At 59.7% G+C, this 26,148-nt stretch carries 23 protein-coding genes and 1 pseudogene; 12 read left to right on the plus strand and 12 right to left on the minus strand.

The genetic code is table 11. The features are described from left to right. The first annotated feature begins 1 nt into the window (after position 1). Both EL217_RS11445 and EL217_RS11450 read left to right on the plus strand, forming a co-directional pair. Positions 2-484 carry a DUF4411 family protein gene (locus EL217_RS11445; protein WP_126318133.1) on the plus strand — a complete coding sequence of 161 codons (483 nt, stop codon included), beginning with the start codon at positions 2-4 and terminating at the stop codon, positions 482-484. A 248-nt stretch (positions 485-732) separates the two neighbouring features. After that, positions 733-880, plus strand: a pseudogene (locus EL217_RS11450) (transposase); the annotation flags it as partial. Positions 881-1,438: 558 nt separating this feature from the next. Here EL217_RS11450 and EL217_RS01275 read toward each other — a convergent pair. From EL217_RS01275 to EL217_RS01285, 3 genes are read right to left on the minus strand one after another with little or no spacing between them, the layout of a single operon-like run. Next, positions 1,439-2,632, minus strand: coding sequence for a GIY-YIG nuclease family protein (locus EL217_RS01275; RefSeq protein ID WP_126318137.1), 1,194 nt, complete (start codon positions 2,630-2,632; stop codon positions 1,439-1,441). 5 nt (positions 2,633-2,637) lie between these two features. Continuing rightward, the gene (locus tag EL217_RS01280; protein ID WP_126318139.1) at positions 2,638-4,629 is read right to left on the minus strand and encodes a DEAD/DEAH box helicase; all 1,992 of its coding nucleotides are present in this window, start codon (positions 4,627-4,629) and stop codon (positions 2,638-2,640) included. Positions 4,630-4,637: 8 nt separating this feature from the next. Beyond that, a complete protein-coding gene (locus tag EL217_RS01285) occupies positions 4,638-7,352 on the minus strand; it encodes a DNA methyltransferase (RefSeq protein ID WP_126318141.1) in 2,715 nt (904 codons plus the stop codon). Between the two features lie 163 nt (positions 7,353-7,515). Here EL217_RS01285 and EL217_RS01290 point away from each other — a divergent pair, with 163 nt between their 5' ends. From EL217_RS01290 to EL217_RS01305, 4 genes are read left to right on the plus strand one after another with little or no spacing between them, the layout of a single operon-like run. Continuing rightward, positions 7,516-8,847, plus strand: coding sequence for a DUF445 domain-containing protein (locus tag EL217_RS01290; RefSeq protein ID WP_126318143.1), 1,332 nt, complete (start codon positions 7,516-7,518; stop codon positions 8,845-8,847). 33 nt (positions 8,848-8,880) lie between these two features. Further along, positions 8,881-9,315, plus strand: coding sequence for a CGLAU_01105 family protein (locus EL217_RS01295; RefSeq protein WP_126318144.1), 435 nt, complete (start codon positions 8,881-8,883; stop codon positions 9,313-9,315). A 5-nt stretch (positions 9,316-9,320) separates the two neighbouring features. Further along, positions 9,321-9,611 (plus strand): DUF2516 family protein, encoded by a 291-nt coding sequence (locus tag EL217_RS01300; protein WP_005280977.1) that lies wholly within the window; start codon positions 9,321-9,323, stop codon positions 9,609-9,611. Positions 9,612-9,613: 2 nt separating this feature from the next. Beyond that, positions 9,614-10,057, plus strand: a complete 444-nt coding sequence (locus tag EL217_RS01305) for a deoxyribose-phosphate aldolase (RefSeq protein WP_126318146.1) — start codon at positions 9,614-9,616, stop codon at positions 10,055-10,057. A 59-nt stretch (positions 10,058-10,116) separates the two neighbouring features. Here EL217_RS01305 and EL217_RS01310 read toward each other — a convergent pair whose 3' ends face one another. Genes EL217_RS01310 through EL217_RS01320 form a run of 3 tightly spaced genes read right to left on the minus strand, consistent with a single transcriptional unit; the run spans position 10,117 to position 12,303 of the window. Beyond that, positions 10,117-10,920: a DUF2993 domain-containing protein gene (locus EL217_RS01310; RefSeq protein WP_126318148.1), complete on the minus strand. Its 804-nt coding sequence runs from the start codon at positions 10,918-10,920 to the stop codon at positions 10,117-10,119. A gap of 49 nt (positions 10,921-10,969) precedes the next feature. Further along, entirely contained in the window at positions 10,970-11,779 is an 810-nt protein-coding gene (locus EL217_RS01315) for a class I SAM-dependent methyltransferase (RefSeq protein ID WP_126318150.1), read from the minus strand. Positions 11,780-11,811: 32 nt separating this feature from the next. Continuing rightward, positions 11,812-12,303 carry a DUF2505 domain-containing protein gene (locus EL217_RS01320; protein WP_005276611.1) on the minus strand — a complete coding sequence of 164 codons (492 nt, stop codon included), beginning with the start codon at positions 12,301-12,303 and terminating at the stop codon, positions 11,812-11,814. Positions 12,304-12,327: 24 nt separating this feature from the next. Between EL217_RS01320 and EL217_RS01325 the strand changes: the two genes are divergently transcribed. Next, positions 12,328-13,449, plus strand: a complete 1,122-nt coding sequence (locus EL217_RS01325) for a UDP-N-acetylmuramate dehydrogenase (RefSeq protein WP_126318152.1) — start codon at positions 12,328-12,330, stop codon at positions 13,447-13,449. 217 nt (positions 13,450-13,666) lie between these two features. Here EL217_RS01325 and EL217_RS01330 read toward each other — a convergent pair whose 3' ends face one another. Further along, a complete protein-coding gene (locus tag EL217_RS01330) occupies positions 13,667-14,143 on the minus strand; it encodes an S-ribosylhomocysteine lyase (RefSeq protein WP_126318154.1) in 477 nt (158 codons plus the stop codon). Positions 14,144-14,213: 70 nt separating this feature from the next. Here EL217_RS01330 and EL217_RS01335 point away from each other — a divergent pair, with 70 nt between their 5' ends. Continuing rightward, on the plus strand, positions 14,214-15,383 hold the full coding sequence (locus tag EL217_RS01335; protein ID WP_126318156.1) for a YihY/virulence factor BrkB family protein: 1,170 nt from the start codon (positions 14,214-14,216) through the stop codon (positions 15,381-15,383). 48 nt (positions 15,384-15,431) lie between these two features. Here the strand turns inward: EL217_RS01335 and EL217_RS01340 are convergent, their stop codons facing one another. The 4 genes from EL217_RS01340 to EL217_RS01355 form a co-directional block, all read right to left on the minus strand. Next, a complete protein-coding gene (locus EL217_RS01340) occupies positions 15,432-17,009 on the minus strand; it encodes an AMP-binding protein (protein ID WP_126318158.1) in 1,578 nt (525 codons plus the stop codon). Positions 17,010-17,020: 11 nt separating this feature from the next. Further along, positions 17,021-18,730, minus strand: coding sequence for a long-chain-fatty-acid--CoA ligase (locus EL217_RS01345; RefSeq protein WP_126318160.1), 1,710 nt, complete (start codon positions 18,728-18,730; stop codon positions 17,021-17,023). A gap of 70 nt (positions 18,731-18,800) precedes the next feature. After that, positions 18,801-19,328: a methylated-DNA--[protein]-cysteine S-methyltransferase gene (locus tag EL217_RS01350; protein WP_126318162.1), complete on the minus strand. Its 528-nt coding sequence runs from the start codon at positions 19,326-19,328 to the stop codon at positions 18,801-18,803. Positions 19,329-19,348: 20 nt separating this feature from the next. Further along, positions 19,349-21,067, minus strand: coding sequence for a long-chain-fatty-acid--CoA ligase (locus tag EL217_RS01355; protein ID WP_126318164.1), 1,719 nt, complete (start codon positions 21,065-21,067; stop codon positions 19,349-19,351). Positions 21,068-21,133: 66 nt separating this feature from the next. Between EL217_RS01355 and mshA the strand changes: the two genes are divergently transcribed. The 4 genes from mshA to EL217_RS01375 all read left to right on the plus strand — a co-directional run bounded on the left by mshA (position 21,134) and on the right by EL217_RS01375 (position 25,225). Then, positions 21,134-22,399, plus strand: coding sequence for a D-inositol-3-phosphate glycosyltransferase (mshA, locus tag EL217_RS01360; protein ID WP_126318166.1), 1,266 nt, complete (start codon positions 21,134-21,136; stop codon positions 22,397-22,399). Positions 22,400-22,440: 41 nt separating this feature from the next. Continuing rightward, a complete protein-coding gene (locus EL217_RS01365) occupies positions 22,441-23,187 on the plus strand; it encodes a phosphoglyceromutase (RefSeq protein WP_005276632.1) in 747 nt (248 codons plus the stop codon). Between the two features lie 68 nt (positions 23,188-23,255). Further along, positions 23,256-24,518, plus strand: coding sequence for a sensor histidine kinase (locus EL217_RS01370; RefSeq protein WP_420026253.1), 1,263 nt, complete (start codon positions 23,256-23,258; stop codon positions 24,516-24,518). Further along, entirely contained in the window at positions 24,515-25,225 is a 711-nt protein-coding gene (locus tag EL217_RS01375) for a response regulator transcription factor (protein ID WP_126318169.1), read from the plus strand. The genes EL217_RS01370 and EL217_RS01375 overlap by 4 nt, the downstream gene beginning before the upstream one ends. On the opposite strand, the gene EL217_RS01380 is transcribed toward EL217_RS01375, so the two are convergent. Then, a complete protein-coding gene (locus EL217_RS01380) occupies positions 25,222-26,121 on the minus strand; it encodes a hypothetical protein (protein WP_126318171.1) in 900 nt (299 codons plus the stop codon). The genes EL217_RS01375 and EL217_RS01380 overlap by 4 nt on opposite strands. Positions 26,122-26,148 lie beyond the last annotated feature (27 nt).

Below are 26,148 nucleotides of genomic sequence, written 5' to 3' on the forward strand. Positions count from 1 at the left end.
TATGTACTTGGTCGACTCGAACATCGTCATCAACGGTTTCAGAACCTATCCCCCAGATAGTTTTCCCAGTTATTGGCGGGCCATTGAATCCTTTGTCGAAAGGGGGAAGTTCTTATTTCACGAAAAAGTTTGTGAGGAAATTCTCATACATGAGGATGATAAATCATCGTGGTTAAAGAAGACAGTTCCTCGGGATTGTTGGATACGTCGTGACGACGAAATAGAGAGTTATCGAGCTGTAGCTAAATGGGCACGAGTGGACAGACAGCCTGCATACAATCCTCAGGAAGTGCGACAGTTCCTGAACATCGCGGATTCATGGTTGGTGGCGAGTGCCCACGCAAAGCGGTTTACTATTCTGACCAACGAGACCCCAGCCGCATCAAAAGAGAAGAGGATTAAGATACCGGACGCTGCAGAAGCCTTTTCTATACCTTGCATCTCGAATTTGCAGTTTCTTCGCCGGCATAACCTCAGGTTTTAAGAGTGTGCCACGATGTGTGTTGTATTCGGAGCGACGACTTAATGTGCCCTAGTACACGCTGGGATTCTCGCTGTTTTACGGATCTCCTTGGATTCTAGTGGTTGTTGCAACGATGATGGTTACTTTGGTGGGATACCCCCGGTGGGGTGCCCGCGAATCGTGGACACGTAGTAGAGCGGTCCTGACCCCTGTTTGGTGGACCGCTGATATCGAGTCCAGTCGGGCTGGGAAAAAGATAATCTACCACCATGTCCAGGTATTCCGAACGGTTCAAGCGCGATGCCATGGCCCTCTATGAGAACAATGTGGACCTCTCGCTGAACTCAGCATCAGCCGAGCTCGGCATCAACCGTGCCTCGCTACATTCATGGGTCACCAAGTACGGCACCGGCAAACGTGCCCGCACGAAAGCCCTGCAGGATAAAGCCCAAGCGGCGAATGATTCCGAACGGATGCCAGCTGGAGAAAGAAAGCGCAAAGCCGCCAAATATTTTGCCTAAAGCAGGCCCACTGGAAGTCGGCTCTAACTCCAGACGTGTCCACTTTCCTGGGTCAAGACCCATTCTATGGTCGATCTTGGATTATTCATTATGGAAACGCTAGACTTTATCTTGAAAGCCTCGGAACGATCCCTGCACTACGAAAGTGGGAGTAAATCGCCGAGGTTATTGATTTTTCCGGGCAATTAATTCCTTCTGCACCGGCCTGAGGCTTACCACGGGCTACAGATACACCACGCTAGTGGACGCAAACGATTTTATGCTTTCTCCAGGTGGCAATTGCGGTGCCCGCCGGACGTCCCAGTAAATAGCTTGTCTCTTCCATGCACTTAACAGGCTGAGGGAGGCGTACAAGGGGAGGAGCATGCGCTTGTCGATGCCTCCCCAGCGTCATCCTATGCTCACACAGTTCTGTGGAGGAGTGGCCTAATCACTCGGGGCTGAAGCCAAGCCCTCACTTTGAAGAAGTGTTCACCACCAGCTCGCCGGCTGAGGGGCTATAGACGTAATTGATGATGTCCCCAGACATGATGAGTTCAATTGCCTCATCGATGACCTTGAGCGGAACCATGAACCACTCCGTTGCTTCGACGGAAAGCCCAGCGGCGTTGATGACGGACGCATTGAGCCGCGCGGAATCAAAGACGCGGTGAATCAGGTGCTCGAGGGCCGATGGGCGGAGGTTATATGCCCGGTAGCTGGCTACGATTTCCACGGGTGCCATTAGATACGTTGGGCTCTTCTCGGCACCGCGGATGCGCTTTTCAACTGGGCCACGAGAAAAACCAATCTTGTACAAATTCTCAAGAGAGGTAATTTCTGGGTTATCGCTAAGGGAACGCAAGACGTAGATATAGCCCGTTTCCTCATCCGCGTCGCCGATCTCCGTCGCGTCCATCGAGGTACGGGTAAGCGCCTGACCACCGGTCTCGTAGAGGCGGTTGGCCAGTGACTCGCGGTACATCGACGATTCAGTACCGTTTTCAAAGATGACTCGCAGCCGCGGCTTTTCTTCGGCATGCTGGGTGTCTGGATCCCGTACTTCAGCGACGAAGCACATTATGCCGTTGATGACGAAGAATCGGCCCTCGCGGATGGTGTGCTCGCCCGCGAAGTTCGTAAGCCCCCACGAGCCATCTGATAGGCCTGTGTGCTTGGCCCTGAAATGTTCTGCAAAGGACTGAAAATCCTCGGCTTTCACTCTTACTGCGCGCTGACCGTCATCTGTTGGGCTCTTCCGTACCGGAAGCGATGAGGTGTCAAAGATGTCGGGAATGTCGCTGACGATGCCGAGCTCATCTGATTCCAGTAGCTCGTCCAAGGAACTGGGTGGCTTAGATGCGGTGAGTAGGCCGTGCTCATCCACGTCTTTGAGTGCTCCCATTTTTTCGTCGCTGGCCCTGATCCCTACAAGACGTGCGCCGAGTTTTCGCTCCGAAATATCCATCGTGTCCGGATCAGGCTCGCGTCCGTGCTCAGCGTAGAACTCTGAGACTTCGCGGAATGCCTTGGTCAGCCGGTCGACATCCGTTACCGGCTTAGGCTTCTCAGGAAGCTCCAGCAGCCCTTCCGTGTCCGCGTCAATGAGCGCATCGAGCTGTTCTAGGACGGAAGGATCTACAGCATCATTATCGGTTTTTTCACTCATAGGACTTATCCTTCGAACTCGTTGTTAACGGGCTGAGCTTGTGCTGCCTTCTCAGCTTTTCGCTCGTTAGCAGCCTTTTGTATGACCAACAACGCGTCAGCGAGTTGGCGCTCTTCAGCGTCTTCGGCGCGACGCTCAGGCTTGCGCCTGTTTGCTTTCATCCATGCCTGGATTTTCGGGAATTGCTCCATGGCCTCTTCGAGAGAAATATCGAGCCTATTGGTGTAGATAGAATCAGCAATAAGCTGCAGAACCGTTGGTGTCACCGATTTCGACAGAATCTCAAACGCCCTCTGGAAGGGGTTGATCTTGTCGATGAGATCGATGTTGAGATCATCAATGTCGACGAACTGGTTAGCCATCTTGATAAAGCGCTGATCGCCTACTTCGCGGACCTCACCAGTCTTGATAGCGGAATCGACGACTACGCGCTGGCGAACTTCCTCTACCTCGTCAGGCGTAAGCTCAGGGTACTGCGCGCGAATGATCTTCGGGATGAGGACCTTGTTGGTTGTTTCCGCATCTACATTGCCCACTGCAGCACGCTCGAAAGTATCGTCCTGGAGAATCTTTGCCTTCAAATCATTAAGATCGGTCGAAATGATTTGACGGACGCGATCGGTGGAAGGTTCTTTCAACCCATCGATCTTGAGCGTTCCTGGTTCGCTCCTGTCATCGGAACCAGACTTAGCCTTGAAGTCGAAGTTCTGCGCCAGGACTTGTTCCATGAGCAACGAGGCCGTGATTGCCTTGAGCATGTTGTTGACTGACACCGTAACCTCACTCTGAGCTGCGTCCGGCTCGGCGAGGAGATTCGTGAACTGCGCGTGGTTCTTGCCCTCAGAGTCGCGCGTCACGCGTCCAATAATCTGGATGATTTCAGTCAGCGAAGCGCGGTAACCCACCGTGAGGGCGTGCTCCGCAAACGGCCAGTCAAAGCCTTCTTTGGCCATCCCAAGCGCGATGATGATGTCGACAGCATCTCGCTTCTTGGAAGCAGTCTCGGTGAGGTAGAGAAGGGTGCGTGCACGGGCCTTCTGGTCGGTGTCATCGACCAAGTCTGCAACGCGCAGAATCTCCCCATTGTCACGGCGGCGCATGAGGATGATTCCGGTGTCTTCTTCCACTCCCACGTGCTCACCAATGACATCGAGGATGAGACCGACCTCTTCGATCTTATCCTTCGTAGATTCACCAGAGTTTACGCTCGGGATATGGACGATGGTCTTCTTATCCAGGTCAAGGACCTCATGGACCGTATCGGTGTATCGACCCTGGTAGAAGTGGTGGCCAATGCCCAGAGATTTCAAGTGTTCATAGCCATTGAGCTGGTCGTAGTAATTGAACGTCACCGGGGTGAACTTTGCTTCGTCACCAGGAAGCAGAACAGGAACGGCATCGCCGCGGAAGTAGGAACCCGTCATGGCTACGATGTGAGCGTCGGAACCATTCATGACATCGCGCAGCAGCTTGCCCAGACGGCTGTTATCCAAGTCCGCGGAAACGTGGTGGAATTCGTCGATGGCGAGCACCGTGCCATTGAAGTCCTCAGGAGTGAGCCTTTCAAACGCGAAGCGAAGAGTCGCGTGTGTACACACCAGAATCGAGTCATTGCCTTTGAGGAACCGAATGAACTCGTCAACTTTGCTGGAGGAGCTTCCGGCACTGCAGAGGTTATTCTCTGGCTTAACTTCCCAGTCGGCGAAGAAACCGAATTTCTTCAGCTCGGTGTCATTGAAAGAGCCACCAATCGAGCGTTCCGGTACTGCAACGATGACCTTCTCGCGCCCCTGGTTGAAGAGCTTGTCCAAGCCGACGAACATCAACGCACGCGACTTACCCGAAGCCGGTGGCGCCTTAATCAGCAGGTATTCAGCATCACGTTCCTCGTAAACGCGACGCTGCATCTCTCGCATGCCAAGGGTATCGGTGCTTACCGATGTCCCCGCCTGCGCGTATTCAACATTGACCAGGTTGTCTCGGGAGTGCTTGCCCATATCGTGTACTACTTCTTCCGCTTGCGTGTTTTCTTCTTAGGCTTGGCCGCTTCTTCTGCGGCAATCATCTCTTCATACCTAGCAAATAGGTCGGACAATCTATCCTCGTCAGTCTCGTACGTGCGTTTGGAGTACAGCGAGTCCACGTACTCGTCGACCTCGAGGTGTGCTTGGCGCAGGTTATCCGGCATCAAGTCCGGATCATAGAGCTGCGCCAGTGTCTTATCGCAGTGGTATTCGCGTACGTCGAGCACCCGGAGGGCCAATTCAGTCAAGCGCTGCTTCTGACGTTCAGAAAGTTCAGGGACGGGGAAATTGTTGTACACAATGGTGTTGGAGTACCGGTAATCTGTCTTCATCTTTCCACCCACAGTACTGGTCCATGCCATGTGCATCTGAGAGGTGAGCAGCGCAAATAGCCACGGTTCTGCATCGTAGATGGCGAATGCGGCGTTTGAGATAACAGTATCCGGACCGAGGTATCCCATCGGAATGTACTCGCGACGTTCTGAGGAAACGCTTGGAACAATGATCGAGTCGGTTGGTTTGTAGCGAAACTCGCCAAAGTGGTGTGGAACGGCCGCAAGCTTCTGGGTAGCAATCTTTTTGCTTTGAAGCCTGGTGGAGGTTACCCGCTCCAAACTTAGGTTCACAGGTGGAATGCCTTTGGCCTCACTAAGATCTTTGTCTGGAATTACAAGACAAAAGCGAGCTTCATCCTTGATAAACTCCGCAGATCCGATGTATTTATGGATCCATTTGGTGGAACTTGGATATGAATCGAGTAGTTCATGCCGTTCGGTAGGAGAGAGCAGTAAGTAGCCGCCGTCCTTAGGGGCGCTCCCCAAGACCATTTGTTCAATAGGCGAAAGTGGCGTTTTCCGTTTACTTGGGTAAGTGTCGGGTGCGTCGGTCAAATAGAGATTGATGTTGTCGGCATGCTGTCGCATTCCATCTACGAATAGGTATTTTGGTTTGTTAACCTTAGGACGCAAGCCAATAACTACGACGGTAACACCAGCGTTCTTTTTTGCGTTGTTTTCCCATTTAAATGATGGATAAGCGTAGGAGATTTCTACATCGGCATCTTTTAAAAATGGGTCTATGAATAAGACATGTTCACCTTGGGAGATGGAATTCGTGGATACGAATGCTAGCTCTGCCTGAGTGTGCGAAATATATCGGCTTCCTTTGTAGAGCCACAGGCCTACGTAATCCATTTTCTTTGAATAAGCCACCCCGTCTAATGCGACGGGATAGTCTTCCTTTTGCCTGTCGCTCATACCACTAAATCCGCCATAGGGTGGATTTCCGATAACGTAAATCTCATCTGTTCCGTTATTAGGGCAGACATCGTTCCAATCAATGCGGGTGGCGTTGCCGGCGTGGATTTGGCCGGTTTCCTTGAGCGGGATGAGGGGGATGGAAATGCCGAATTGTTCTTTGAACTCGCGGTTCATCTGGTGCTTGGCAATCCACATGGAAAGCACCGCCACCTCGACGGCGAAGTCATCAATCTCGATGCCGTAGAAGTTCTCGATGTTGATGCGGGACTCGTTGAACAGGGCATGGTTGGAACCGAGTTCGCTTTGGCGCCGGAGGATGGCGTGCTCGAGGCGGCGAAGTTCTTTGTACGCGATAACGAGGAAGTTGCCGGAACCACAGGCTGGGTCGAAGACCTTGATGTGGGCGATGCGGTTGAGCAGCTTATCCAGCTTATTGGTGCTGTCGTAGGCTTTGTCGAATTCCTCTTTGAGATCATCCATAAATAGTGGCTCGATGGTCTTGAGGATGTTGGGCACTGACGTGTAGTGCTGGCCCAAGTTGGAGCGCTTGCCTGGTGCAACGACTGCTTGGAACATGGAGCCGAAGATGTCTGGGTTGATGTCGAGCCAAATCTGGCGGCCTAGCTCGATGAGCATCTCACGGGCTTTGGGGGAAAAGCGCGGCACCGTTAGATGGGCGTCGGCGCGGAAGAGCCGTCCATTGACATAAGGGAAGTTAGCCAAGTGGCTGGGCTTTTTCGTTGGGTCTGGCTCATCCAAGGCGGCAAACATGTCGCGGATGAAATCGGCGGTGTCGGAGCCATCTTCCAGCGTGTGCGAGCCTACCGCATTGGTGAATTGGTTCTCCCCAAAGATGCCGGTGTCTTCGGCGAAGTAACAAAACAGCAGGCGGGTGAAAAATACGTTCAGACCGTGGCGCTGTTCAGGGTCTTTCATGATGCTGGGGTTCGCGGAAGCAAGCTCATCGAATAGCGTGCCCATCTTCTCTGCGGCCTTAACATCCGCGTGGGATTCGGCGGTGTACTGGGCCTTTTCCATGCCGGCCCAAGGTAAGAAGAAGGTGAAATGCTGATCAATTTCGCGCAGAGGAAAGGTACGATTCTCCCTAGTCTTCAGGTCGTACGCGATCATCTCCGTGTAATCGGTGACGATGACAAAGCGGGTGGCAAACTTCACCACCGTGGGGGAAACGCGCAGGCGTTCAAGTTCTTCGAGGAGATCACCGGTGGTCTCACGGAAGTAGACGATGTTTTTCTGGGCTACCTCGTGCTCTGGGTCCTCAGCAATGTTGAGCGAGCCATTGCGCAGGCGCGTGATATTTCCCTTAGAGCGACCGTATGCGAGCATGAGATCAAAGATGAACTCGCGGTCATAGTCATCCTGCCCGGCAAGGGGCTTGATGCGTTCTTCGATTGCTTTGAGATTGAGTCGTGCCACCTGAATCGTCCTTCGTCGATCTACGCCACTGGGAAGTGCATTTCAGTGGTTTATAAAGCTAAAGATCGATTTTAGCCAAGCCAGCTTTCTTGCGCCTTTGCAATGCCCACTAGTGTTATAGACCGAAGCTCGAATGCACCTTCACAATCCTCAAGGAGAACACATGACGCACCGCTCGGACGCAGCGCTCGATACGGCTAGGGAGCCGGCATCATCAGGCACCGGTGTGCCGCAGGCCGGTAACCAGGAGGCCCGTCGGGCGGACCTGCGGAGGTGGAAGGCGATTGCGCTGTCGCTCCTTCTGCTGGCGGCGGTGATCTTTTTGGGGTGCTCGTGGTGGCAGGCATCGGAAGGCGGCGCGCCGGTGTGGGTTGGCTACGTGCGTGCGGCAGCAGAGGCTGGCATGGTCGGTGGCCTGGCGGACTGGTTTGCGGTGACCGCGCTATTCCGCCGGCCGATGGGGCTGCCTATTCCGCACACCGCGCTGATTCCGAATAATAAGGACCGCGTGGGCGATGCGCTGAAGGACTTCGTGGAGGAGAACTTCCTTACCGCGGATGCACTGAGTGCCAAGGTGCGAGATGCCGAGCTGCCGCTGTGGCTGGCGCACCAGGGGGCAGAACCCGGCAAGGCGGAAGAAGTCTCCGAATGGATTGGTAAGCGTGCCGCCAGCGTCGTGGAGGACCTTAACCCGGCTGAGGCAGAGCAGTTCATCCGCACTCAGGTCGTGGACCGCCTGGCGGAGCCCGAGTGGGGGCCGCCGTTGGGTCGGTTGCTGGAGGGCTATATCGCGGACGGCAAGGCGCGCCCACTGGAGGATGACCTCATTGACTGGGCACACGGCAAGATCCTTGGGATGGAATCGACCGTAGTCACGGCCATCGATGAGCGCATGCCTGGGTGGGCGCCGCGCTTTGCCCGCGAGATGGTGGGGGACAAGGTCTATAGCGAGCTCGTCCAGTTCGCTGATGAGGTTCGCCGCGATGGTAACCACGAGGCCCGCCTGGCCATTCGCCGCAACTTGTCCAAGCTGGCTGCGGACTTGCAGTGGGATGCGGATATGCGCGAGCGCATCGAGGGCATCAAACAGGAGATGCTCGCCTCTGATCAGGTGCAGCAGGCGCCGGCAGCGATGTGGCGCACGATTTCCACTACGCTAATTGATCAGTTCAATGACCCGGAATCCTTCCTGCGGCAGAAGATGACGGCCAAGGTGAAGGAATTGGCGCACCGTTTGCTTGAGGATTCCGAGTTCCTAGCCCAAGCTAATGACCTCGTGGACAAGGCCGCGCGCTACGCGGTGGAGAAGTTCGCCCCGGAAATCATCGCGATCATCCCGGAGACCATTAAGCGCTGGGATGCGCAGGAGGCCTCGCAAAATATCGAGCTGATGGTGGGCAAGGATCTGCAATTTATTCGCCTTAACGGCACTATCGTCGGCTCCCTGGCAGGCTTGGCCATATATGCTGTTAATCATCTCATTTTCGGCGCCTAATGCGCCGGAATAATTCATCACACGGAGGATTTCATGACTGAGAAGAAGAAGCTTTTTGATTCCCTGAAGGAAGCTGGCGCGTCCGCGCTGAATACCGCCAAGGATTTCGGCGGCCGCCTGCAGGAAGAGCGCGAGAACCAGGGCGCGCAGGGCGCAGGTGCGCAGGGCCCACAGGGCGAGAACGACGGCATGCTGGATAAGGCCACCACCACCGCCAAGCAGTGGGGTGCGTCCATCAAGAAGGCTGCGGAGGAAACCCGCGACTCGGAGGCTTTCTCTGAGGCGAAGGACAAGTTCGCGGATGCGTACCAGGAAACCCGCGAGGGCGTGAAGGACGCGTATGACTATGCCCAGGAGCGCGTGAACGAGAAGAAGAACGCGCCCAAGAACGGTAATTCCGCTGCTGCGGACAAGGACGATAATATTATCGATGGCGAAGTTATCGATACCGACGAACCCACGAATTAATCTGCATGTACCTCTTACTTGACATTGCCTATAAGTTTCCCATCTACTTCTTCCAGGTCCTGACCATTACCGCCATCATCGGGGCCGTACTCGCGGCATCGACGCGCGAGGATGCGTTTCGGGCCGGCGACCGCAAAGGTAAATGGGTATGGGTAGGCCTGCTTGCGGGCTCGGCGGTGGCGATGGCTACCGGCCTGCAATTTTTGGCGTGGATTGGCACGGTCATCACCGGCATCTACTGGTTTGACGTGCGCCCGCAGCTCAAGGCCATCATCAACGGCGACTACAGCTACTAAGCATGAAAAATCTCCTGCACGCTTCCGCCGCCGAAGTCAGGGAGCAGTCCGCCGGGCAGCATGTGCTGGTCTCGCCGCACCACGTGACGGTGGCGGCTGCAGCAGAGCCGGCGGGCATTACCGCCGTGGCGGGCTATCCCACCGGCCGGCACCACACGCTCATCAAGGCCTCTGAGGCCCGCCTGGCCATCCAGTCCGGCGCGGACGAGGTGTGGGTCAGCGTGGACGCCACGCTTGCCGATGCCACCCCCATCCTCTCCGAGCTCGTCGCCATCCGCGAGGCCTGCCCAGACCCGGCCCGCGTGGGCCTCATCCTGCCGGAGACAGAACCGGCGCGGTCCCTCGCGGAAACCGCTGCCGCCCAGGCCGGTTTTCACAAGATCGTCATAGAAAAAGGCAGCGAGTCTTCCAACTCGCTGCCCGTTGTAGAATTCCCCACCGCCTAGATCGGCTCCGCCCTAGGCCGGCACCACTCTAGGTCGGCACCGCCTTAGGCCGGTGCCCTTTAGGCGGCCTTCTTCTGCTCACCGCTTTCGCCTGAGAAGTGGTCCATATCGTTCATCGGGACATCTGTGCCGGTAATAGTCAGCGTGAGCTTGCCATCGCCCACGTCCACGGATTCGACCTGCATGTCATTGGCAACGAGCTGTTCAGACATGCCGTCTTGTAGGGCATCAGAAATGGCACTAGTGGCTTGCTCTGGCAGGGAGAGGCCAAAGATGGCGGCCTCGGTGGCATTGATCTCCAGCTTGCCGTCACGGGCGGTGGGCTTGAGCGAAAGGCTGGCCAAGCCGCCGCCGAATTTCACTTCCAGCTCGTCGCTTTGGTCATTCGCGGTGATTTCAGTGACCACCATATTCCCAATGGTTTCGCTGCCGGATTGGTCCGAGATTCCCTTCTGGAAGCTCGCCAGCAGGTAATCATCCGGAACGGTGGTGGTGGCGCGGAGGAAGCCGGCCACGGGGTTATCTGCATCCGTGGACATGTCTTCCACGTGGATTTCAGAGGCGGGTTGGCCCTTGATCTGAGATCCTTCGATCTGCAGGGTCGAGGGCGTGGTCATATCCATCTGGGAAATCGAGCCGCGCATAAGCCCAAAGAGGAGGGGGCTGCCGCCAAAGCTTACCGAGGGATCCTCCGTGACCTCGATGCCTTCTTCTTTGGCGCTATTTTTAAACTCCTCGGTCATCTGATTACCAATGAACCAGCGCAGGCCAAACTCGGCGATGAGGATTAAAACAAGCAGCGCTACGAGGACGCCTACGACAATTTTCCAAGCGAGCGATCCGCCCGATTTCTTTGCAGCCATGACTACCAGTGTGGCGCATGAGGCGGCCGGTGGCAATGTGTGCTGGATATTAGCGGGGCGCGATGCTCTCCCAGCTCACAGTGAGCGTATTATCGCGCAGCCGGCGGCGGGGAGGGTGGAGGTTGAAGGGGGCATCGGCAAGCAGGGCCTGCGCCATGCGCCACCGCACCCGCGGGCCGTGCGGGGCCCACCCGGCGGCGCGATCCCAAGCCCTATCGGCGGCCTGCAGGAGCTCGTGGATGGGCTCGCCGGGCACGTTGCGGTGGATGAGCACCTTGGGCAGGCGCTCGGCCACATCGGAGGGGCGGGCCACGTCGAAGGGATCCCACGCGAGCGTCAGCGTCTTCGGCCCATGCTGATCGAGCAGGACCCACGCCGCGCGTCGCCCCAGCTCATCGCAGGTGCCCTCCACAAAGAACCCGCCAGGTGCCAAGCGCGAGCACACCGTCTGCCAGGCCTCCGCAACCTGATCCACATCGTATTGGCGCAGCACATTAAAGGCGCGCACCACCTGCGGCCGGTAGCCCGCCAGCTCAAATCCGCCCAGCTCAAAGCTCACGCCATCGCGCGGCGGCAGCACCCTGTCCGGGTGGATTTCTAGCCCGCGCACATCCACGCGGGGATTGATGCGGCGCAGCCACCGCGCCCACTCCACGGTGGTGGTATGGGAGGCGCCATAGCCCACGTCGAGCGCGAGCGGGGTGCGCACGTGGCGCAGCAGGGCCGAGATTTCCGGGTGCGCCATCATCCACCTATCGCAGCGCCTGAGCCGGTTGTAGTTGGTGGTGCCGCGGGTAATAACGCCAAAAGGCCGACCCGCTGCTGCGCTGGCGCGCAGGTTATGAGCGTGGTAGGCCATGGGAATCGGTGGATGCTAAGGCTGGGGATGCCTTAGGAGTTTTCAGAAATCCACTGTTCGGTCAGCTTGCCCTCGTTATCAAAGAGCTCTGCCAGGGATTCGCCCACCTTCGGCTCGATGGCTGCACCCATCATCGGGATCTTGACGGAGATCTCGTTGGTGTAGGTCAGCTTGGTCATCTCGCCCTCGCCGGCCAGGGAAATCTCGCCCTTGAAGTCCACCGGGGTGCCCTTGACGTCAGCGGTGTAATTGACGTCAGCGGCCTGGCCGTTGAGCTCGCCCACGGTGACCACGCGCTTGACCTTGAGGTCCTGCGAGACCATGGCACGCACAGCCTCTGGCAAGAGGTTGGTCGGCAGGACCTCGTAGAGAGTTGCTACGTTATCGGAGAAATCGTGAACCTGGCCTGCCTCCGGGGAAAGATTTTCCACGATGTACTCCCAGTATCCCTGGGTAAGCAGCGCCTTGTGAACCATGTCGATAGGCTGATTGATGGTTACGGTGTTTTCACTACGAGTTGACATGCTTAACAGACTACCTTGGTATACGTGCTTGATAAATTTTTGACGCAACAACTCACAGCAATCGACGGCGTAGACGTGGATCCCACGGCGAGCTTTGCCGATCTCACCACCTTGCGCGTGGGGGGAAAGCCACAGGTCACGTTGCGTTGTTCGCGGCCTGAAGCAGCGGTTGCGGCACTGCGGTACCTCGCGAAAGAAAAAGTTCCTTTCATCGTGGTCGGCGGCGGTTCCAACCTGCTGGTTTCTGATGGCGAGGTAGACGTGGTCGCCGTTGTCCTGGACTTTGCCGCGGTGGACATGGATACCGAAACTGGCCTCGTGCGCGCCCAAGCCGGCGCGGTATGGGACGAGGTTGTGGCGGAATCCGTCGCGCTGTCCCTGGGCGGCATCGAGTGCCTGTCCGGCATCCCTGGCACGGTGGGCGCGGTGCCCGTGCAAAACGTGGGTGCCTATGGCGCCGAGATTTCTGAGGTCCTGACCCGCGTGCGCTTGTATAACCTGCGCACCGATGCCGATGAGTGGGTTCCCGTCTCCGATCTCGATCTGGCCTACCGCTACTCCAACCTGAAATTCACCGGCCGCGCGGTCGTGCTCGAGGTCGAAGTGCAATTAACCACGGATGGGCTCTCTCGCCCCCTGCGCTTTGGGCAGCTTACCGATAACCCCGGCGAGCGCCGCCCCGTCGCCCAAGTCCGCGAGGAGGTCCTCGCCCTGCGCCGCGGCAAGGGCATGGTGCTCGATGCCGCCGACCACGACACCTGGTCCGCCGGCTCCTTCTTCACCAATCCCGTGGTCGAATCCAGCGTCGCCGACGCCATCCAGGACAAGGTACGCGCCACGCTTGGCGATGCCCCCGCCGACCGCATGCCCCGCCACCCCGCCGCCGCACAGGGCGATACCTCCCCGCACGAGAAGCTCTCGGCCGCCTGGCTTATCGATAACGCCGGCTTCACAAAGGGCTACCCCGGCTCCGGCCCGGCAACGCTATCTACCAAGCACACCCTGGCGCTGACCAATCGCGGAAACGCGACCGCCGCCGATATCGTCGCCCTGGCCCGCACCATCCGCGATGGCGTGCGCGAGGCCTTCGGCGTCGAGCTCGTGTCCGAGCCCGTGTGGCTGGGCCTATCCATGGACGAGGACTAGGCCGCGCCTTTCGGCGCGACGGGGCATCGGCCACTAAGTTCGCGCCGGGTTTTAGGCCTGCGCGCACATAAAAACGTCCAAAACAACCGCGTTCTTCTAAAACTCGCCCTCATTTTTGGCGAAACGCGGTTGTTTTGGACGTAATCGTTGCTTGCGGGCAGCGCGGGCGGCTCAAAAGCCGCCCCAGCGCAATGCTCTGCGCTACGGCCGGCGCATCTTAGGCAGCCATGACCTCGAGCCACTCCGGCTTGGCGTCCAGGAACTTGCGGGCCGCATCCTGCGCGCCCTTCAAGCTGTGGTGCGCGCCCCAACCGCACTGCTCTTCGTTGGCGGCGGGAACCTCGGTGGCGGTAAGGATATCGTTCAGCGCACCCTCAACGGCGCGCAGCAATTCATCCTGCTCCATGCCGTTGGTGATGGCGTAGAAGCCGGTGCGGCAGCCCATGGGAGCAAAGCCGATGAGCTTATCGGTGTAGTTGCGCATAAAGTTGGCCATCATGTGCTCCACGGAGTGCAGCGCCTCCGTGTCCAAGTGCTCCTTATTGGGCTGGCAGAAGCGCAGGTCATACTTGATAATTTCCACGCCGCCGCCCAAATCGGTGCGGTCAGCCACCCGGATATAAGGCGCGCTGACGAGGCGGTGGTCGAGCTCGAAGGACTTGACGTTAATCTTCTGTTCGTTCTGTTCAGTCATACTCCCCAGCCTAATCGCTGCGAGTGTCACTTCACAGAATAGATTCTTAGGCCGCATACGCTGCGTAACTATGAGTGCCTTGGACGATGCCCCCGCAACCGGCAGCAAGCAAGCCCGGAAGCAGACTGCCCAACAGCAAAAGATCGTGCCAAGCACCGTTACCACCCTGGTCACCGTGGAAAGCCCAGCCGCCGATGCCGATCCGTGGGCGCGCGGCAATCGCCTGCGCAAGGACAGCTGGGGTCTGGTAATGCGACGCGTGTGGGCTGATTTCTTCCACGATGCCTTAATGGACCGCGCCGCGGCGATGACCTACTTCACCCTCATGGCCTTCGCGCCCACTGTCCTAGCGGCGTATTCCATTGCCACGCTGGTCTTTTCCTCGCGCCGGGGCGAAGTGGAGGCATTGACCGCGCAGTTTATCGATACGTACGTGCCCCGTTCCATGGCGGAGGAGGCCGGCACCATTGTCAGCTCCATTATCGGTTCCACGCGGGAGGGCACGTTTGCACTGGTGGTCTCCGTCCTGATTTCACTCTTCGCCGCCTCGGCGTATGTGCGTGCCTTCTCGCGCACCGCCAATACTGTTTACGGCCGGGTGGAGGGACGCGGCACTATCCGCACATGGGCGTTGATGTGGGCCATTACCGTGGTCCTCGTCATCGGCGCGGTGGTGGTCCTGTGTGCCAATTTATTGCGCGATACCGTCGTGGACAGCGTCATCGAGCCCGTAGCACTCCGCCTAGGGCTGCATGGAACCGTGGACTTTTTCGGTGGCATTTTTATGCCGGTGTGGAATTGGCTGCGCTTCCCTATAACGGTCGTGGTGGCGCTGGCACTCATTGCCGTGTGGTACCACTTTGCACCCAACGTTCGGCCCAGCCGCTTCCGCTGGCTCACCTTGGGTTCGGTGGTAGCGCTAGTGACGAACCTGGTGGTGTGGGGCGCATTTTCCCTCTACATCAAGTACCTGGCCGGGGTGAGCATTTACGGGGCATTCGGAACGGTCATGGCGGTATTTATGACCGTCTGGCTGTCCAATACGATGCTGATTTTGGGCATCAAGATCGATGCGGAGGTCCTGCGTGCCAAGGAGCTGCAGCTTGGATTACACGCTGAGCGCTATATTCAAGCCCCGCCGCGTTCCGAATTCGCGGCGCAGCAGCAGGTGCGCGCGAAGAAGAAACTAGAAGAGCGCTCGGGGCGCATCTTTGCCGATGCCGCCCGCGGCGAGGAATAGCCCCGCACCGGGACGTAGCCCGCGCCGGGAATCCACCGCTGCTGAGGATTAGTGTGAGGACACTGCTGCCACCAAGATGTCCTGCACCTGGCGGCGGCGCAGCTTGCCCAGCTGATCGGTGGGCAATTCTTCGTGCACTACGAAATGGCGCGGGACCTTATAGCGGGCCAAAAGGCCGCGGCAGTGCTCGCGCAACGCTTCCGCGTCGAAGGTGGCGCCGGGGTGGAGCACCAGGCAGGCGGCGACGTCCTCTGAACCATCGGCGCGCGGGACGCCTGCCACCGCTGCTTGGCCCACCGCGGGGTGGCTCAACAATGCATGTTCCACCTCGCTGGGAAAGACGTTAAACCCGCCGGTGATGATGACCTCTTTAATTCGGCCGACCAGCCGGAAATGGCCATCGGCCTCGCGCACGCCCATATCGCCGGTGCGCAGCCAATCGCCGTGGAATGCCTCCCGCGTGGCGGCGGGATTATCGAGGTAACCCGCAAAAACCTGGGGCCCGCGGGCAAGAATCTCACCGGGCGTGCCATCGGGTTGGCTGCGGTCAAGGTCGGCGGGATCCCCGATGCGCAATTCGGTATCAGCAAGCGGCTTGCCGATGGTCCCCACGCGCCGCCCCTCACCAAGCGGGTTAATGGTCAGCACGGGGGAGGCCTCCGTGAGCCCGTAGCCCTCGACGAGCATGCCGCCGGTGCGGTCTTGCCAGGGCTCGATGATGCGCGCGGGCAGCGATGCAGCCCCGGAAATGGCGTAGCGCACTCCGCCCAGGTCCACGGCTGCTTCGGTGGTCGCTCCTGTTGCCGGTGCAGCGCTTGGTTCTGCGCCAGATTCGGCACCCGATTCAGCAGCCAACTCGTGCATGGCTCGCTCATAAATGGTGGGCACACCCGGCATCCAGGTCGGCCGGCGCTGTGCCAAGGCGCCGACCACGGCCGCGGGGCGCGGGGCGGGCAGCAGGATGATCTCGGCGGCGCAGCGCACGGCGAGCAAGACGCTCATGGTCAATCCGTAAGAGTGGAACATCGGCAGCGTGGCAAGGAAGCGCTCGTGGCCCGGGCGCAGATCGGCTTGGGCTTCCAATTGGATGCAGTTCGCGGCCAGGTTGCCGTGCGTGAGCACCACGCCCTTGGGCTGGCCGGTGGTGCCGGAGGTGTAGAGGATAAGGGCGGCATCGGCAAGCGCGGCCTGGCGGTGGGGAACTGGGGTGCCGGAGAGGGGAAGGGGCGCCTCCAAAGACACGGGGATCACCGTGCTGGCCAGGCCATCGACCACGGCGGCAACCTGATCCCACACCAAGGCGATGCGGGCGCCGTGGTGGGCAAAGAGCGGGGCCAGCTCGTGGGCGGTGTACTGAGGGTTATGTTCGACTACGACCGCGCCCAGGCGCAGCACCGCGAAAAAGGCAATGAGGTGCTGCGGGGAGTTGGGCAAGACCAGCGCTACCCGGTCACCGGGGCGGATTCCCATCTCCCGCAGGGCGCCGGCGGCAGCGGCGATGCGGGTATCCAGCTCCGCGTAGCTCAGGGTCTCGCCGCCGAAAAAGGTGGCGGGACGGTGGGGGAAGTTGGCTACGGCGGTGGCGAGGAAATCCGTCAGCGTGGCGTCGTATTCGAGGTCTGACATGGTGGTTAATACTAAGCCTTCTGTGAGAGGAGATCGAGCAGATCCTGTTGCACCATGCGTCGGCGGATCTTGCCCAGCTGGTCCGAAGCCAGCTCCTCAAAGTGGTAGAACGTGCGGGGGACCTTGTAACGGGTCAAGCGCTCACGGCAGAAGGACTTGAGGCCGTCTGGGTCCAGGACTGCGCCATCGCGCAGGATGACACAGGCGACGACGTCCTCGGAGCCATCCTTGCGCGGGCGACCCACCACGGCGACCTCCTTGACGTCTGGGTGCTTGCGCACCACTTCTTCGACCTCGGCTGGGTAGACGTTAAAGCCGCCGGTGATGATGATTTCCTTGATGCGGCTGACCAGCCGGACCCAGCCATCCTCATCCATGATGGCCATATCGCCGGTGCGGAACCAGCCGTTGTGGAAGGACTCCGCGGTGGCCTTTTCGTTATTGAAATAGCCCTGGAAGATCTGCGGCCCGCGAGCCAGCATCTCGCCCGGCTCGCCATCTGGCTGGGTTTCATCGAGGTTATCCGGGTTGCCAATGCGCACCTCAACATCGGGGAAGGGCAGGCCCACATAGCCCGGGCGGCGGTTGCCGTTCATGGGGTTGCCAATGAGCACGGGGGAGGTCTCCGTCATGCCAAATCCCTCCACGAGGCGGCCGCCGGTCATGGATTCCCAGCGCTCCATCACGTCAACCGGCAGGGTGGCGGCGCCGGAGAAGGCGTTGCTGATGCCGGCGAGATCCACGCCCTTGTCCTCGGCGGCGTCCATGATCTTCTCGTACAGCGTGGGCACGCCCGGCAGCCAGGTGGGGGTGTGCTTCTTAATGATGTCCATGATGAGCGGCATCTGCGGGGACGGGACCAAGATGAGCTCGGCGCCGAAATAGATGCTGAGCACGCACAGCGTGGTCATGCCGTAGGCGTGGAAGAGCGGCAAGGCGGCGAGGAAGCGCTGGTCGGTGGCATCCATATTCGTCAGCCAGGCCTCGCCCTGCACGCAGTTGGCGATGAGATTGCCGTGCGAAAGCAGCGCGCCCTTGGGTTTTCCGGTGGTGCCGGAGGTGTAGAGGATAAGCGCGATATCGTCCTGCGTAACCTGGGCAATCTCGAGGTCCTTGCCATCGCCGCCGATAGCAGAACCGATAAGCGTGGACCAGGCCACGGTATTTGGGGCCGCGCCGGTTAGCTGCTCGCGCTTGGCGGCCAGCGGTGGCAGGGGAACCCGCAGCGCGAGGCGCTTGAGCGGTGGCATCGCATCGATCATGTTCACGGACACGATGGTCTCTAGCGGGGTGGTGGCGCGCAGCTTATTCAGCGTCTGCGCCGTCTTATCCCAGGCGATGACCACGCGCGCGCCGTGGTCCTGGAAAAGCCCCTCGAGCTCGTGGGCGGTGTAGAGAGGGTTGTGCTCTACCGCGGTGGCCCCGAGCAGCTGGATGGCATAAAACGCTACCACGTGTTGGGGGCAGTTGGGCATGACGATGGCGACCCTATCGCCAGGCCGGATGCCAAAGGCCTTAAGCCCCGCAGCAGCGGCGCGCACCTGTGCGTCTAGGTCCGCGTAGCTCTGCGTACTGCCGAAGAAGTAGGTAGCGGACTTATTCGCATTGATGCGGAGGTTATTGACGTAGTAGTCAACGATGGTTTTATCGCCGTAATCAAGCGTGGCGGGGGTCCAGTCGCTGTAGTGCTTGACCCAGGCCCGGGATTCGTATGCGGACACGCGCTACCCTTTCGTTTGGTAAAGAAAAATATTACAAAGGGCGAGTATACCCAGAACGTGAGGAAATCCTCTAGTTTTCTTCGAGTGTCAGCAAAAAACGCTTGATATCCAGGCCGCCGGCATAGCCGCCGAGCGTTCCATCGCTGCGCAGCACACGGTGGCAGGGCCGAATAATCGGCAGGGGATTGGCGCCGCAGGCGGTACCGACCGCCCGGGTAGCAGCGGGGCGCCCCACGGCGGCGGCGAGCTCGCCATAGCTTGAGACCTCGCCATAACTGATGGTGTCTAGCTGCGCATGGATCAGGGCGCGAAATTCCGTCGTCGGTGCCGGATTGAGCGGCAGGTCAAACTCGCGGCGGTGCCCGGCGAAATACTCCGCGAGCTGCTCCTGCGCCGCATCTAAGATGTCTGCACCGCGCTTGTCGATGCCCCCATTCACCTCGCCGCTCACCTCGCCGCGAACCTGATTGGTTTCGCGGTGTCCCTTGCTGGTTCCGTCGCGACCCAACTGGATCGCGACGAAGTCAACGCGGGACAGCCCGTCTGCGTCCGCGGTGAGTAGCAGCGGGCCGATGGGGGTGTCGATGGTGCGCAGCATGGTGGTGTGAACGCTAGTTCTTAGGCGTTCTTCTCCGCTTCGAGGCGGTTGATGAGGTCTGCTTGCACCTCGCGGCGGCGGATCTTGCCCATCTGGTCCTTGGCCAGCTCTTCAAAGTGGTAGAAGGTGCGCGGGACCTTGTAGCGGGTCAGGCGCTCGCGGCAGTAGTCCTTGAGGCCCTCGGGGTCGAGCGCGGCGCCATCGGCAAGATCGAGGCAGGCTACGACGTCCTCGGAGCCATCGTCGCGCGGGCGGCCCACCACGGCTGCCTCGTCGATGCTGGGGTGCTCGCGCAGGATTTCTTCGACCTCGCCTGGGTAGACGTTGAAGCCTCCTGTAATGATGATTTCCTTGATGCGGCTGACCAGGCGGATGAAGCCGTCTTCTTCCATGATGCCCATATCACCGGTGCGGAACCAGTCGCCGTGGAAGGCGGCATCGGTGGCTTCCTGGTTATTGAGGTAGCCCTTGAAAATCTGCGGGCCGCGGGCCAGCACTTCGCCCTCAACGCCGTCCGGCTGGGTTTCATCCAGGTTATCGGGATTGGCGATGCGCACCTCGGTATCTGGGAAAGGAATGCCCACGTAGCCGGGGCGGCGGTCGGTGCTCATGGGGTTGCCCACGATAATCGGCGAGCACTCGGTAAGGCCGTAGCCTTCCACGAGCAGGCCGCCGGTGGCGTGCTCCCACTTATTGACGGTCTCAGAAGGCAGGGTGGATGCACCGGAGAAGGCAGCGCGCACGCCCTTGATGGGAACCTCTTGTTCCTCGGCGGCCTTGACGATGCGCTCGTACAAGGTAGGAACGCCCGGGACCCAGGTGGGGGTGTGCTTCTTCATCAACTGCATGATGAGCGGGATCTGCGGCACGGGGAGGATGACCAATTCGCCGCCGATGAGCTGGGCCAAGGTGACGTTCATGGTCAGGCCGTACGCGTGGAAGAAGGGTAGGGCGGCGAGCATGCGCTCAGGCTTATCGCCCAAGCCTGGGACCCATGCCTTGCCCTGCAGCAGGTTGGATACGAGGTTGCCGTGCGAAAGCATCGCGCCCTTGGGCGCACCGGTCGTGCCGGAGGTGTACATCACCAGCGCGACGGTGTCCTTATCAATGTCCTCTGGCGTCTTAATATCGCTGCCGTTGCCACCGATGGCATCGCCAATCAGCGCCTCCCACGGCACGGTATTCGGCGCTGGGGCGGAAAGCTGCTCGCGCTTGGCCTTAAGAGGGGGAAGCGGCAGGCGCAGCGCGGCGCGCTGCAGGGTGGGCATGGCGTTGATCATGTTGATGGACACGACCGTTTCCAGGTTGGTGGTAGCCCGCAGCTTCTCCAGGGTGGGGGCGGCCTTGTCCCAGGCGATGGCGATGCGCGCGCCGTGATCCTGGAAAAGCCCCTCCAGCTCGTGGGCGGTATAAAGCGGATTGTGCAACACAACCTGGGCGCCGAGCTTCAAGATGGCATAAAAGGCCGCGATGTACTGCGGGCTATTGGGGGCAACGATGGCTACGCGGTCACCGGGGCGCACGCCGAAGGCCTTAAGGCCGGCAGCGGCGGCGCGCACTTGGCGGTCCAGCTCGGAATAGTTTTGGGTGCGTCCAAAGAAATACGTGGCTGATTTATCGCCATTGACCTCGAGGTTGTTGTCATACAGGTCCAACAGGGTGGTGGTGCCATAGTCGAGGCTATGCGGCGTCCACTCCGGGTAATACTGGAGCCATGCCTTTGATTCATAAGCGGACAATGCGTGACCTTTCGGTAGCGTAGGTTGTTGGCAGGGGCCAGTATAGCGCCGCTAAGATGGGACAACATGCGCATCGCCATGATTTCTATGCATACCTCCCCCATTGAGCAGCCTGGCTCCGGGGATGCCGGCGGAATGAACGTCTACGTTTTAAATATTGCCTGCCAATTAGCCCAGCTAGGCGTAGAGGTAGATGTCTATACCCGTGCGACCCGCCCCAGCCACAAAGAAATCGTGGACGTGGCCCCCAACCTGCGGGTGATCAACATCGTGGCAGGCCCCTTTGAGGGGCTAGAAAAAGAAGATTTGCCCACCCAACTCGCGGCCTTTTCCGGCGGCGTGGTGCAATTTGCTAAATGGCAGGGCAAAAAATATGACCTCATTCATTCCCACTATTGGCTCTCTGGCCAGGTGGGGTGGCTGCTGCGCGATCTATGGGGCATCCCGCTGGTCCACACCGCCCACACCTTGGCCGCGGTGAAAAACGCCTACCGCACGGCCGAGGACACCGTGGAATCAGAAGCGCGGCGCATCTGCGAGCAACAATTGGTGGATAATGCCGATCTCCTCGTGGTCAATACCGATCAGGAAGCCCGCGATCTGGCCGAGCACTACGATGCCGAGCGCGATATCATCCGCGTGGTCTCACCGGGGGCCGACGTGGGCCTTTTCACCCCTGGCACCGACCGCAATACGGAGCGCTCCCGCCGCGAGCTGGGCATACCGCTGCACACCAAGGTCATCGCCTTTGTAGGGCGACTGCAAAAATTCAAGGGACCGGAGGTCCTCATCCGCACCGCCGCCGAGCTGTGCCACCGCGAGCCCACCCGCGATTTTCGGGTGCTCATCTGCGGCGGGCCATCGGGAGCCAATGCGTCGCCGGAGGCGTATAGGGAATTGGCGCGGGAGTTGGGCGTCAACAAGCGCGTGCGCTTTTTAGGACCCCGCCCACCCGAGGAGTTGGTGGGGGTGTACCGCGCCGCGGATATCGTGGCGGTGCCCAGCTACAACGAATCCTTTGGCCTGGTGGCGCTCGAGGCCCAGGCTTCTGGCACGCCGGTCGTCGCCGCGGCCGTGGGTGGGCTGTCCATCGCTGTCGTCGATGGTGAGACCGGGCTGCTGGTGCCGTCCCACGATCCGAAGGAGTGGGCGGATTCCTTGACCCAGCTGCTGGACGATGACCCCCGGCGCATCGCCATGGGTGAGGCCGCCGTCGCGCACGCCACGCGCTTTAGCTGGACCAACACGGCCCGGGAGCTGACGGAGATTTATGCCGAAGCCCAGCAGATTCCGGTGCCTGACTGCCACCAACGCCGCGCGATGGGAGACTAGCCTCACTGACGCGCCGGGCGGTTTCGTGGCATGCTGGAGGCATGACTAACGGAAAACTGATTCTTCTTCGCCACGGCCAATCCACCTGGAATGAATCCAACCAATTTACCGGTTGGGTCGATGTTGATCTGACAGAAAAGGGTGAGGCAGAGGCCAAGCGCGGCGGCGAGCTGCTCGCGCAAGAGGGCATCCTGCCTAACGTGTTGTACACCTCGTTGCTGCGCCGCGCCATCCGCACCGCCAATATCGCGCTGGATGCGGCCGACCGCCACTGGATCCCGGTCATCCGTGACTGGCGCCTTAACGAGCGTCACTACGGTGCGTTGCAGGGCCTGAACAAGGCCGAGACCAAGGAAGAATACGGCGAGGACCAGTTCATGGCATGGCGCCGTTCCTATGACACGCGCCCGCCCGAGCTTGCCGATGACGCCGAGTACTCCCAGGCCAACGACCCCCGCTACGCGGACTTGGACAAGGTCCCACAGACGGAGTGCCTGAAGGACGTTGTCGAGCGCTTCGTGCCCTACTTCGAGGAAGAGATTCTGCCGCGGGCTAAGAAGGGCGAGTCAGTCATGATCGCAGCGCACGGCAACTCCCTGCGCGCGTTGGTCAAGCACCTCGATGGTATTTCCGATGATGACATCGCCGGGCTGAATATCCCGACCGGCATCCCGCTGGTGTACGAGATTGCGGAGGATGGCTCCGTGGTCAACGAGGGCGGCACCTACCTGGACCCAGAGGCCGCCGAGGCCGGGGCCGCTGCCGTCGCCGCGCAGGGTGGCAAGTAACCCGCTACTGCATATAAGTCCCTGGGGAGGTGCTCCCTGGGGACTTTCTAATGATTAGGCTTAATCACGTGGAATTAATTTTTGTCTTTCTCGCGGGCGTGCTCGTCTGCGCGGTGACGCTGCCATTAATTTCCCGGGTGCGCGAGCGTATGGCACGCCGCCAGCGCGCCAGCGATGCCCAGGCAAACCAGGTCACCACCGTGAGCCAAGGCCTTCACCTCGCGGTCCAGGGCTCGCCCACGGCGCTGACGGTGCTCGATAGGAACCAGGAAATCATCCTGTCCAACCCCGCGGCGCACGAGATGTCCGTGGTTCACGATCGCGCCGTCAATCCGGAGATCTGGAAGACAGCGGAGCAGGTCTTTGAGGATAAGGAAACCCGCACCGTGGACCTGGCCATCCCCAAGCGCCGCACCGGGCACCGCGTCACGCAGGTCAAGGCCGTCATCAAGCCGCTGACGCTTAACGATGGCCGCTTCATCATCATCTACGGCACCGATGAGAGCGAAAACGTGCGCATGGAATCCGCGCGCCGTGACTTCGTGGCCAACGTCTCCCACGAGCTGAAGACCCCGGTGGGTGGCATCGCGTTGCTTGCCGAGGCCCTGCTGCAAGACCCCGAGGACCCGGAGCACGTGAAGTACTTCGGCACCAAGGTGCAAAAAGAGGCCAACCGCATGGCGGATATGGTCAGCGAGCTTATTTCCCTGTCCAAGCTGCAGGGCGCCGAAGCACTGCCGGAGATGGAACCGCTCTTCGTGGACGACCTCATTGACGAGGCGATTTCGCGCAACCAGCTCGCCGCAGACGCGCGCTCCATCAGGTTGACCCAAGGGCCGTCAGAGGACGTGCAGGTCATGGGCGATCGCTCCCTCTTGGTAACCGCGCTGTCCAACCTCATTTCCAACGCGATCAATTATTCGCCGGAGGAATTGCCGGTCTCCGTCTCACAGAAGGTGGTGGGGGATGACGTCGTGCTGATCCGGGTAACGGACCGCGGCATCGGCATCCCGCCGGAGCATCAAAAGCGCGTCTTCGAGCGCTTTTTCCGCGTTGACCAAGCCCGGTCGCGGCAGACGGGAGGTACTGGCCTAGGATTAGCAATTGTCAAACACGTGGTGGCGAACCACGGGGGCAATATCAAGCTGTGGTCGCGGCCTGGCACGGGCTCTACTTTTACCATCGAGTTGCCCATATATAAGGAAGAGAAGCCAGCGCACGAGGCTGACTTGCAGGATAATGAAGACAGGGATTCCGTCGATGCGGCGGCTCCTGGGCTCCAGCGTGCGGTAGCACGCGTAGCAGCACGTCGAAAGGATAAAGCACAATGACCACCATTCTCATCGTGGAAGATGAAGAGTCGCTGGCCGATCCGCTGGCATTCTTACTCCGCAAGGAAGGCTTCGAGCCGATTATCGCCCTCGATGGCCCATCCGCGCTGGAGAAATTCGCCGATAATGACATCGACATCGTGCTGCTTGACCTCATGCTGCCCGGCATGTCCGGCACCGACGTGTGCAAGCAGCTGCGCGCTACCTCCTCCGTGCCGGTCATTATGGTGACTGCGCGCGATGCGGAAATCGATAAGGTCGTGGGCCTAGAGCTGGGCGCGGACGATTACGTCACCAAACCGTATTCCTCCCGCGAGCTCATCGCCCGCATCCGCGCCGTGCTGCGCCGCGGCAACGATCAGTCCTCCCACGCCGACGCCGCGGAGGGCGCCGAGGTAGAAGACGAGCAGATCTTGTCCGGCGGCCGCGTAAAGATGGATGTGGAGCGCCACATCGTCACCGTGGCGGGCGAGCCGGTAGCGATGCCGCTCAAGGAGTTTGACCTGCTGGAATACCTCCTGCGCAACGCCGGGCGCGTGCTGACCCGCGGCCAGCTCATCGATCGCATCTGGGGTGCGGATTATGTGGGCGATACCAAAACGCTCGACGTGCATATCAAGCGCCTGCGCACCAAGATTGAGGAGCACCCCTCCCGCCCGAAGCACCTGGTGACGGTGCGCGGCCTGGGCTATAAATTCGAGCTCTAATACCAGCCGGCCTTGATACTGGCTGGGTGCTGGCTAAGCTTTACGCCGTGCTCGGCGGCTTCTGCGCGGGCACGGCATTGTTGCGCCAAAATATCGTAGCTTTCGCGCCCCATGAGCGCGACGAGCTCGTCCTCGTGCGATTGCCACATCGGCAGCGGATTGGCGTGGCAGGCGCTATCGGTAGAGCAGTACCAATCAAAGTCTTCGCCGCCATTGCCCCAGCCACGGCGGTCATATTCGCCGATGGTGGTGCGCAAAATCTCCTGGCCATCGGGACGTTCTTCATAATCCTCATAGCGCCGCAGCGGCAGCTGCCAACACACCTCCGGCTTGACCACGGTCAGTTCCTCGCCGCTATCGACGGCCCATTGGTGCAGCGCGCAGCCGGTGCCCGTTTCCCAGCCGGCGCGGTTGGCAAAGATGCAGGCGCCATCCACGATGGGCGTTTTCAGCGCCGGCTCAGGTTCGCCGTCCTCGCCGTCAAGCTCATCCCATTCCAACCACGGCTCTAGCTCATCGGTATTTTCTTGCGCCAAGAACTCATCTACCCCCGCTGGCCGCAGCTGCCAGTAGCGCGCGGGCATGCGGGAGACGGCATCGTAAAGCTGGTCCCGGTCTTGTTCATCGGCCATATATGCACCGTGCACGCAGCAGCCCACATCGGGCTGGCTCTTATCGATGCCCCTGCACGCCGACGTGCCAAATTGGCAGCTGTAGTGCGATTCCACCCACGTCAGATCGATGGAAAAGACGTGGTAAGGGTCGTTTGGGTTGGTAAATTCGAACCACTCCCGCGGAAAATCTGGGGCCTCTTCGCGCCCGGCTTTAATCGATGCCGCCGCTGGCGAGCTCGCGGGAAAACCTAGGTAAACGGTGTCAGATTTTGGGCGATTCACACCTAACCACGGTAGACCTACTACGCT

This window comes from Corynebacterium segmentosum, from assembly GCF_900637825.1.
In the GTDB taxonomy this organism is placed as follows: domain Bacteria; phylum Actinomycetota; class Actinomycetes; order Mycobacteriales; family Mycobacteriaceae; genus Corynebacterium; species Corynebacterium accolens.

Bases quoted from the DNA above. Each gene is read 5' to 3' on its own strand.
- mshA (WP_126318166.1), top strand. From the start codon at position 21,134: ATGCGCATCGCCATGATTTCTATGCATACCTCCCCCATTGAGCAGCCT.
- EL217_RS01365 (WP_005276632.1), top strand. From the start codon at position 22,441: ATGACTAACGGAAAACTGATTCTTCTTCGCCACGGCCAATCCACCTGG.
- EL217_RS01375 (WP_126318169.1), top strand. From the start codon at position 24,515: ATGACCACCATTCTCATCGTGGAAGATGAAGAGTCGCTGGCCGATCCG.
- EL217_RS01275 (WP_126318137.1), bottom strand. From the start codon at position 2,632: ATGAGTGAAAAAACCGATAATGATGCTGTAGATCCTTCCGTCCTAGAA.
- EL217_RS01305 (WP_126318146.1), top strand. From the start codon at position 9,614: ATGAAAAATCTCCTGCACGCTTCCGCCGCCGAAGTCAGGGAGCAGTCC.
- EL217_RS01300 (WP_005280977.1), top strand. From the start codon at position 9,321: ATGTACCTCTTACTTGACATTGCCTATAAGTTTCCCATCTACTTCTTC.
- EL217_RS01290 (WP_126318143.1), top strand. From the start codon at position 7,516: ATGACGCACCGCTCGGACGCAGCGCTCGATACGGCTAGGGAGCCGGCA.
- EL217_RS01320 (WP_005276611.1), bottom strand. From the start codon at position 12,303: ATGTCAACTCGTAGTGAAAACACCGTAACCATCAATCAGCCTATCGAC.
- EL217_RS01330 (WP_126318154.1), bottom strand. From the start codon at position 14,143: ATGACTGAACAGAACGAACAGAAGATTAACGTCAAGTCCTTCGAGCTC.
- EL217_RS01350 (WP_126318162.1), bottom strand. From the start codon at position 19,328: ATGCTGCGCACCATCGACACCCCCATCGGCCCGCTGCTACTCACCGCG.
- EL217_RS01280 (WP_126318139.1), bottom strand. From the start codon at position 4,629: ATGGGCAAGCACTCCCGAGACAACCTGGTCAATGTTGAATACGCGCAG.
- EL217_RS01310 (WP_126318148.1), bottom strand. From the start codon at position 10,920: ATGGCTGCAAAGAAATCGGGCGGATCGCTCGCTTGGAAAATTGTCGTA.
- EL217_RS01295 (WP_126318144.1), top strand. From the start codon at position 8,881: ATGACTGAGAAGAAGAAGCTTTTTGATTCCCTGAAGGAAGCTGGCGCG.
- EL217_RS01315 (WP_126318150.1), bottom strand. From the start codon at position 11,779: ATGGCCTACCACGCTCATAACCTGCGCGCCAGCGCAGCAGCGGGTCGG.
- EL217_RS11445 (WP_126318133.1), top strand. From the start codon at position 2: ATGTACTTGGTCGACTCGAACATCGTCATCAACGGTTTCAGAACCTAT.
- EL217_RS01340 (WP_126318158.1), bottom strand. From the start codon at position 17,009: ATGTCAGACCTCGAATACGACGCCACGCTGACGGATTTCCTCGCCACC.
- EL217_RS01335 (WP_126318156.1), top strand. From the start codon at position 14,214: ATGAGTGCCTTGGACGATGCCCCCGCAACCGGCAGCAAGCAAGCCCGG.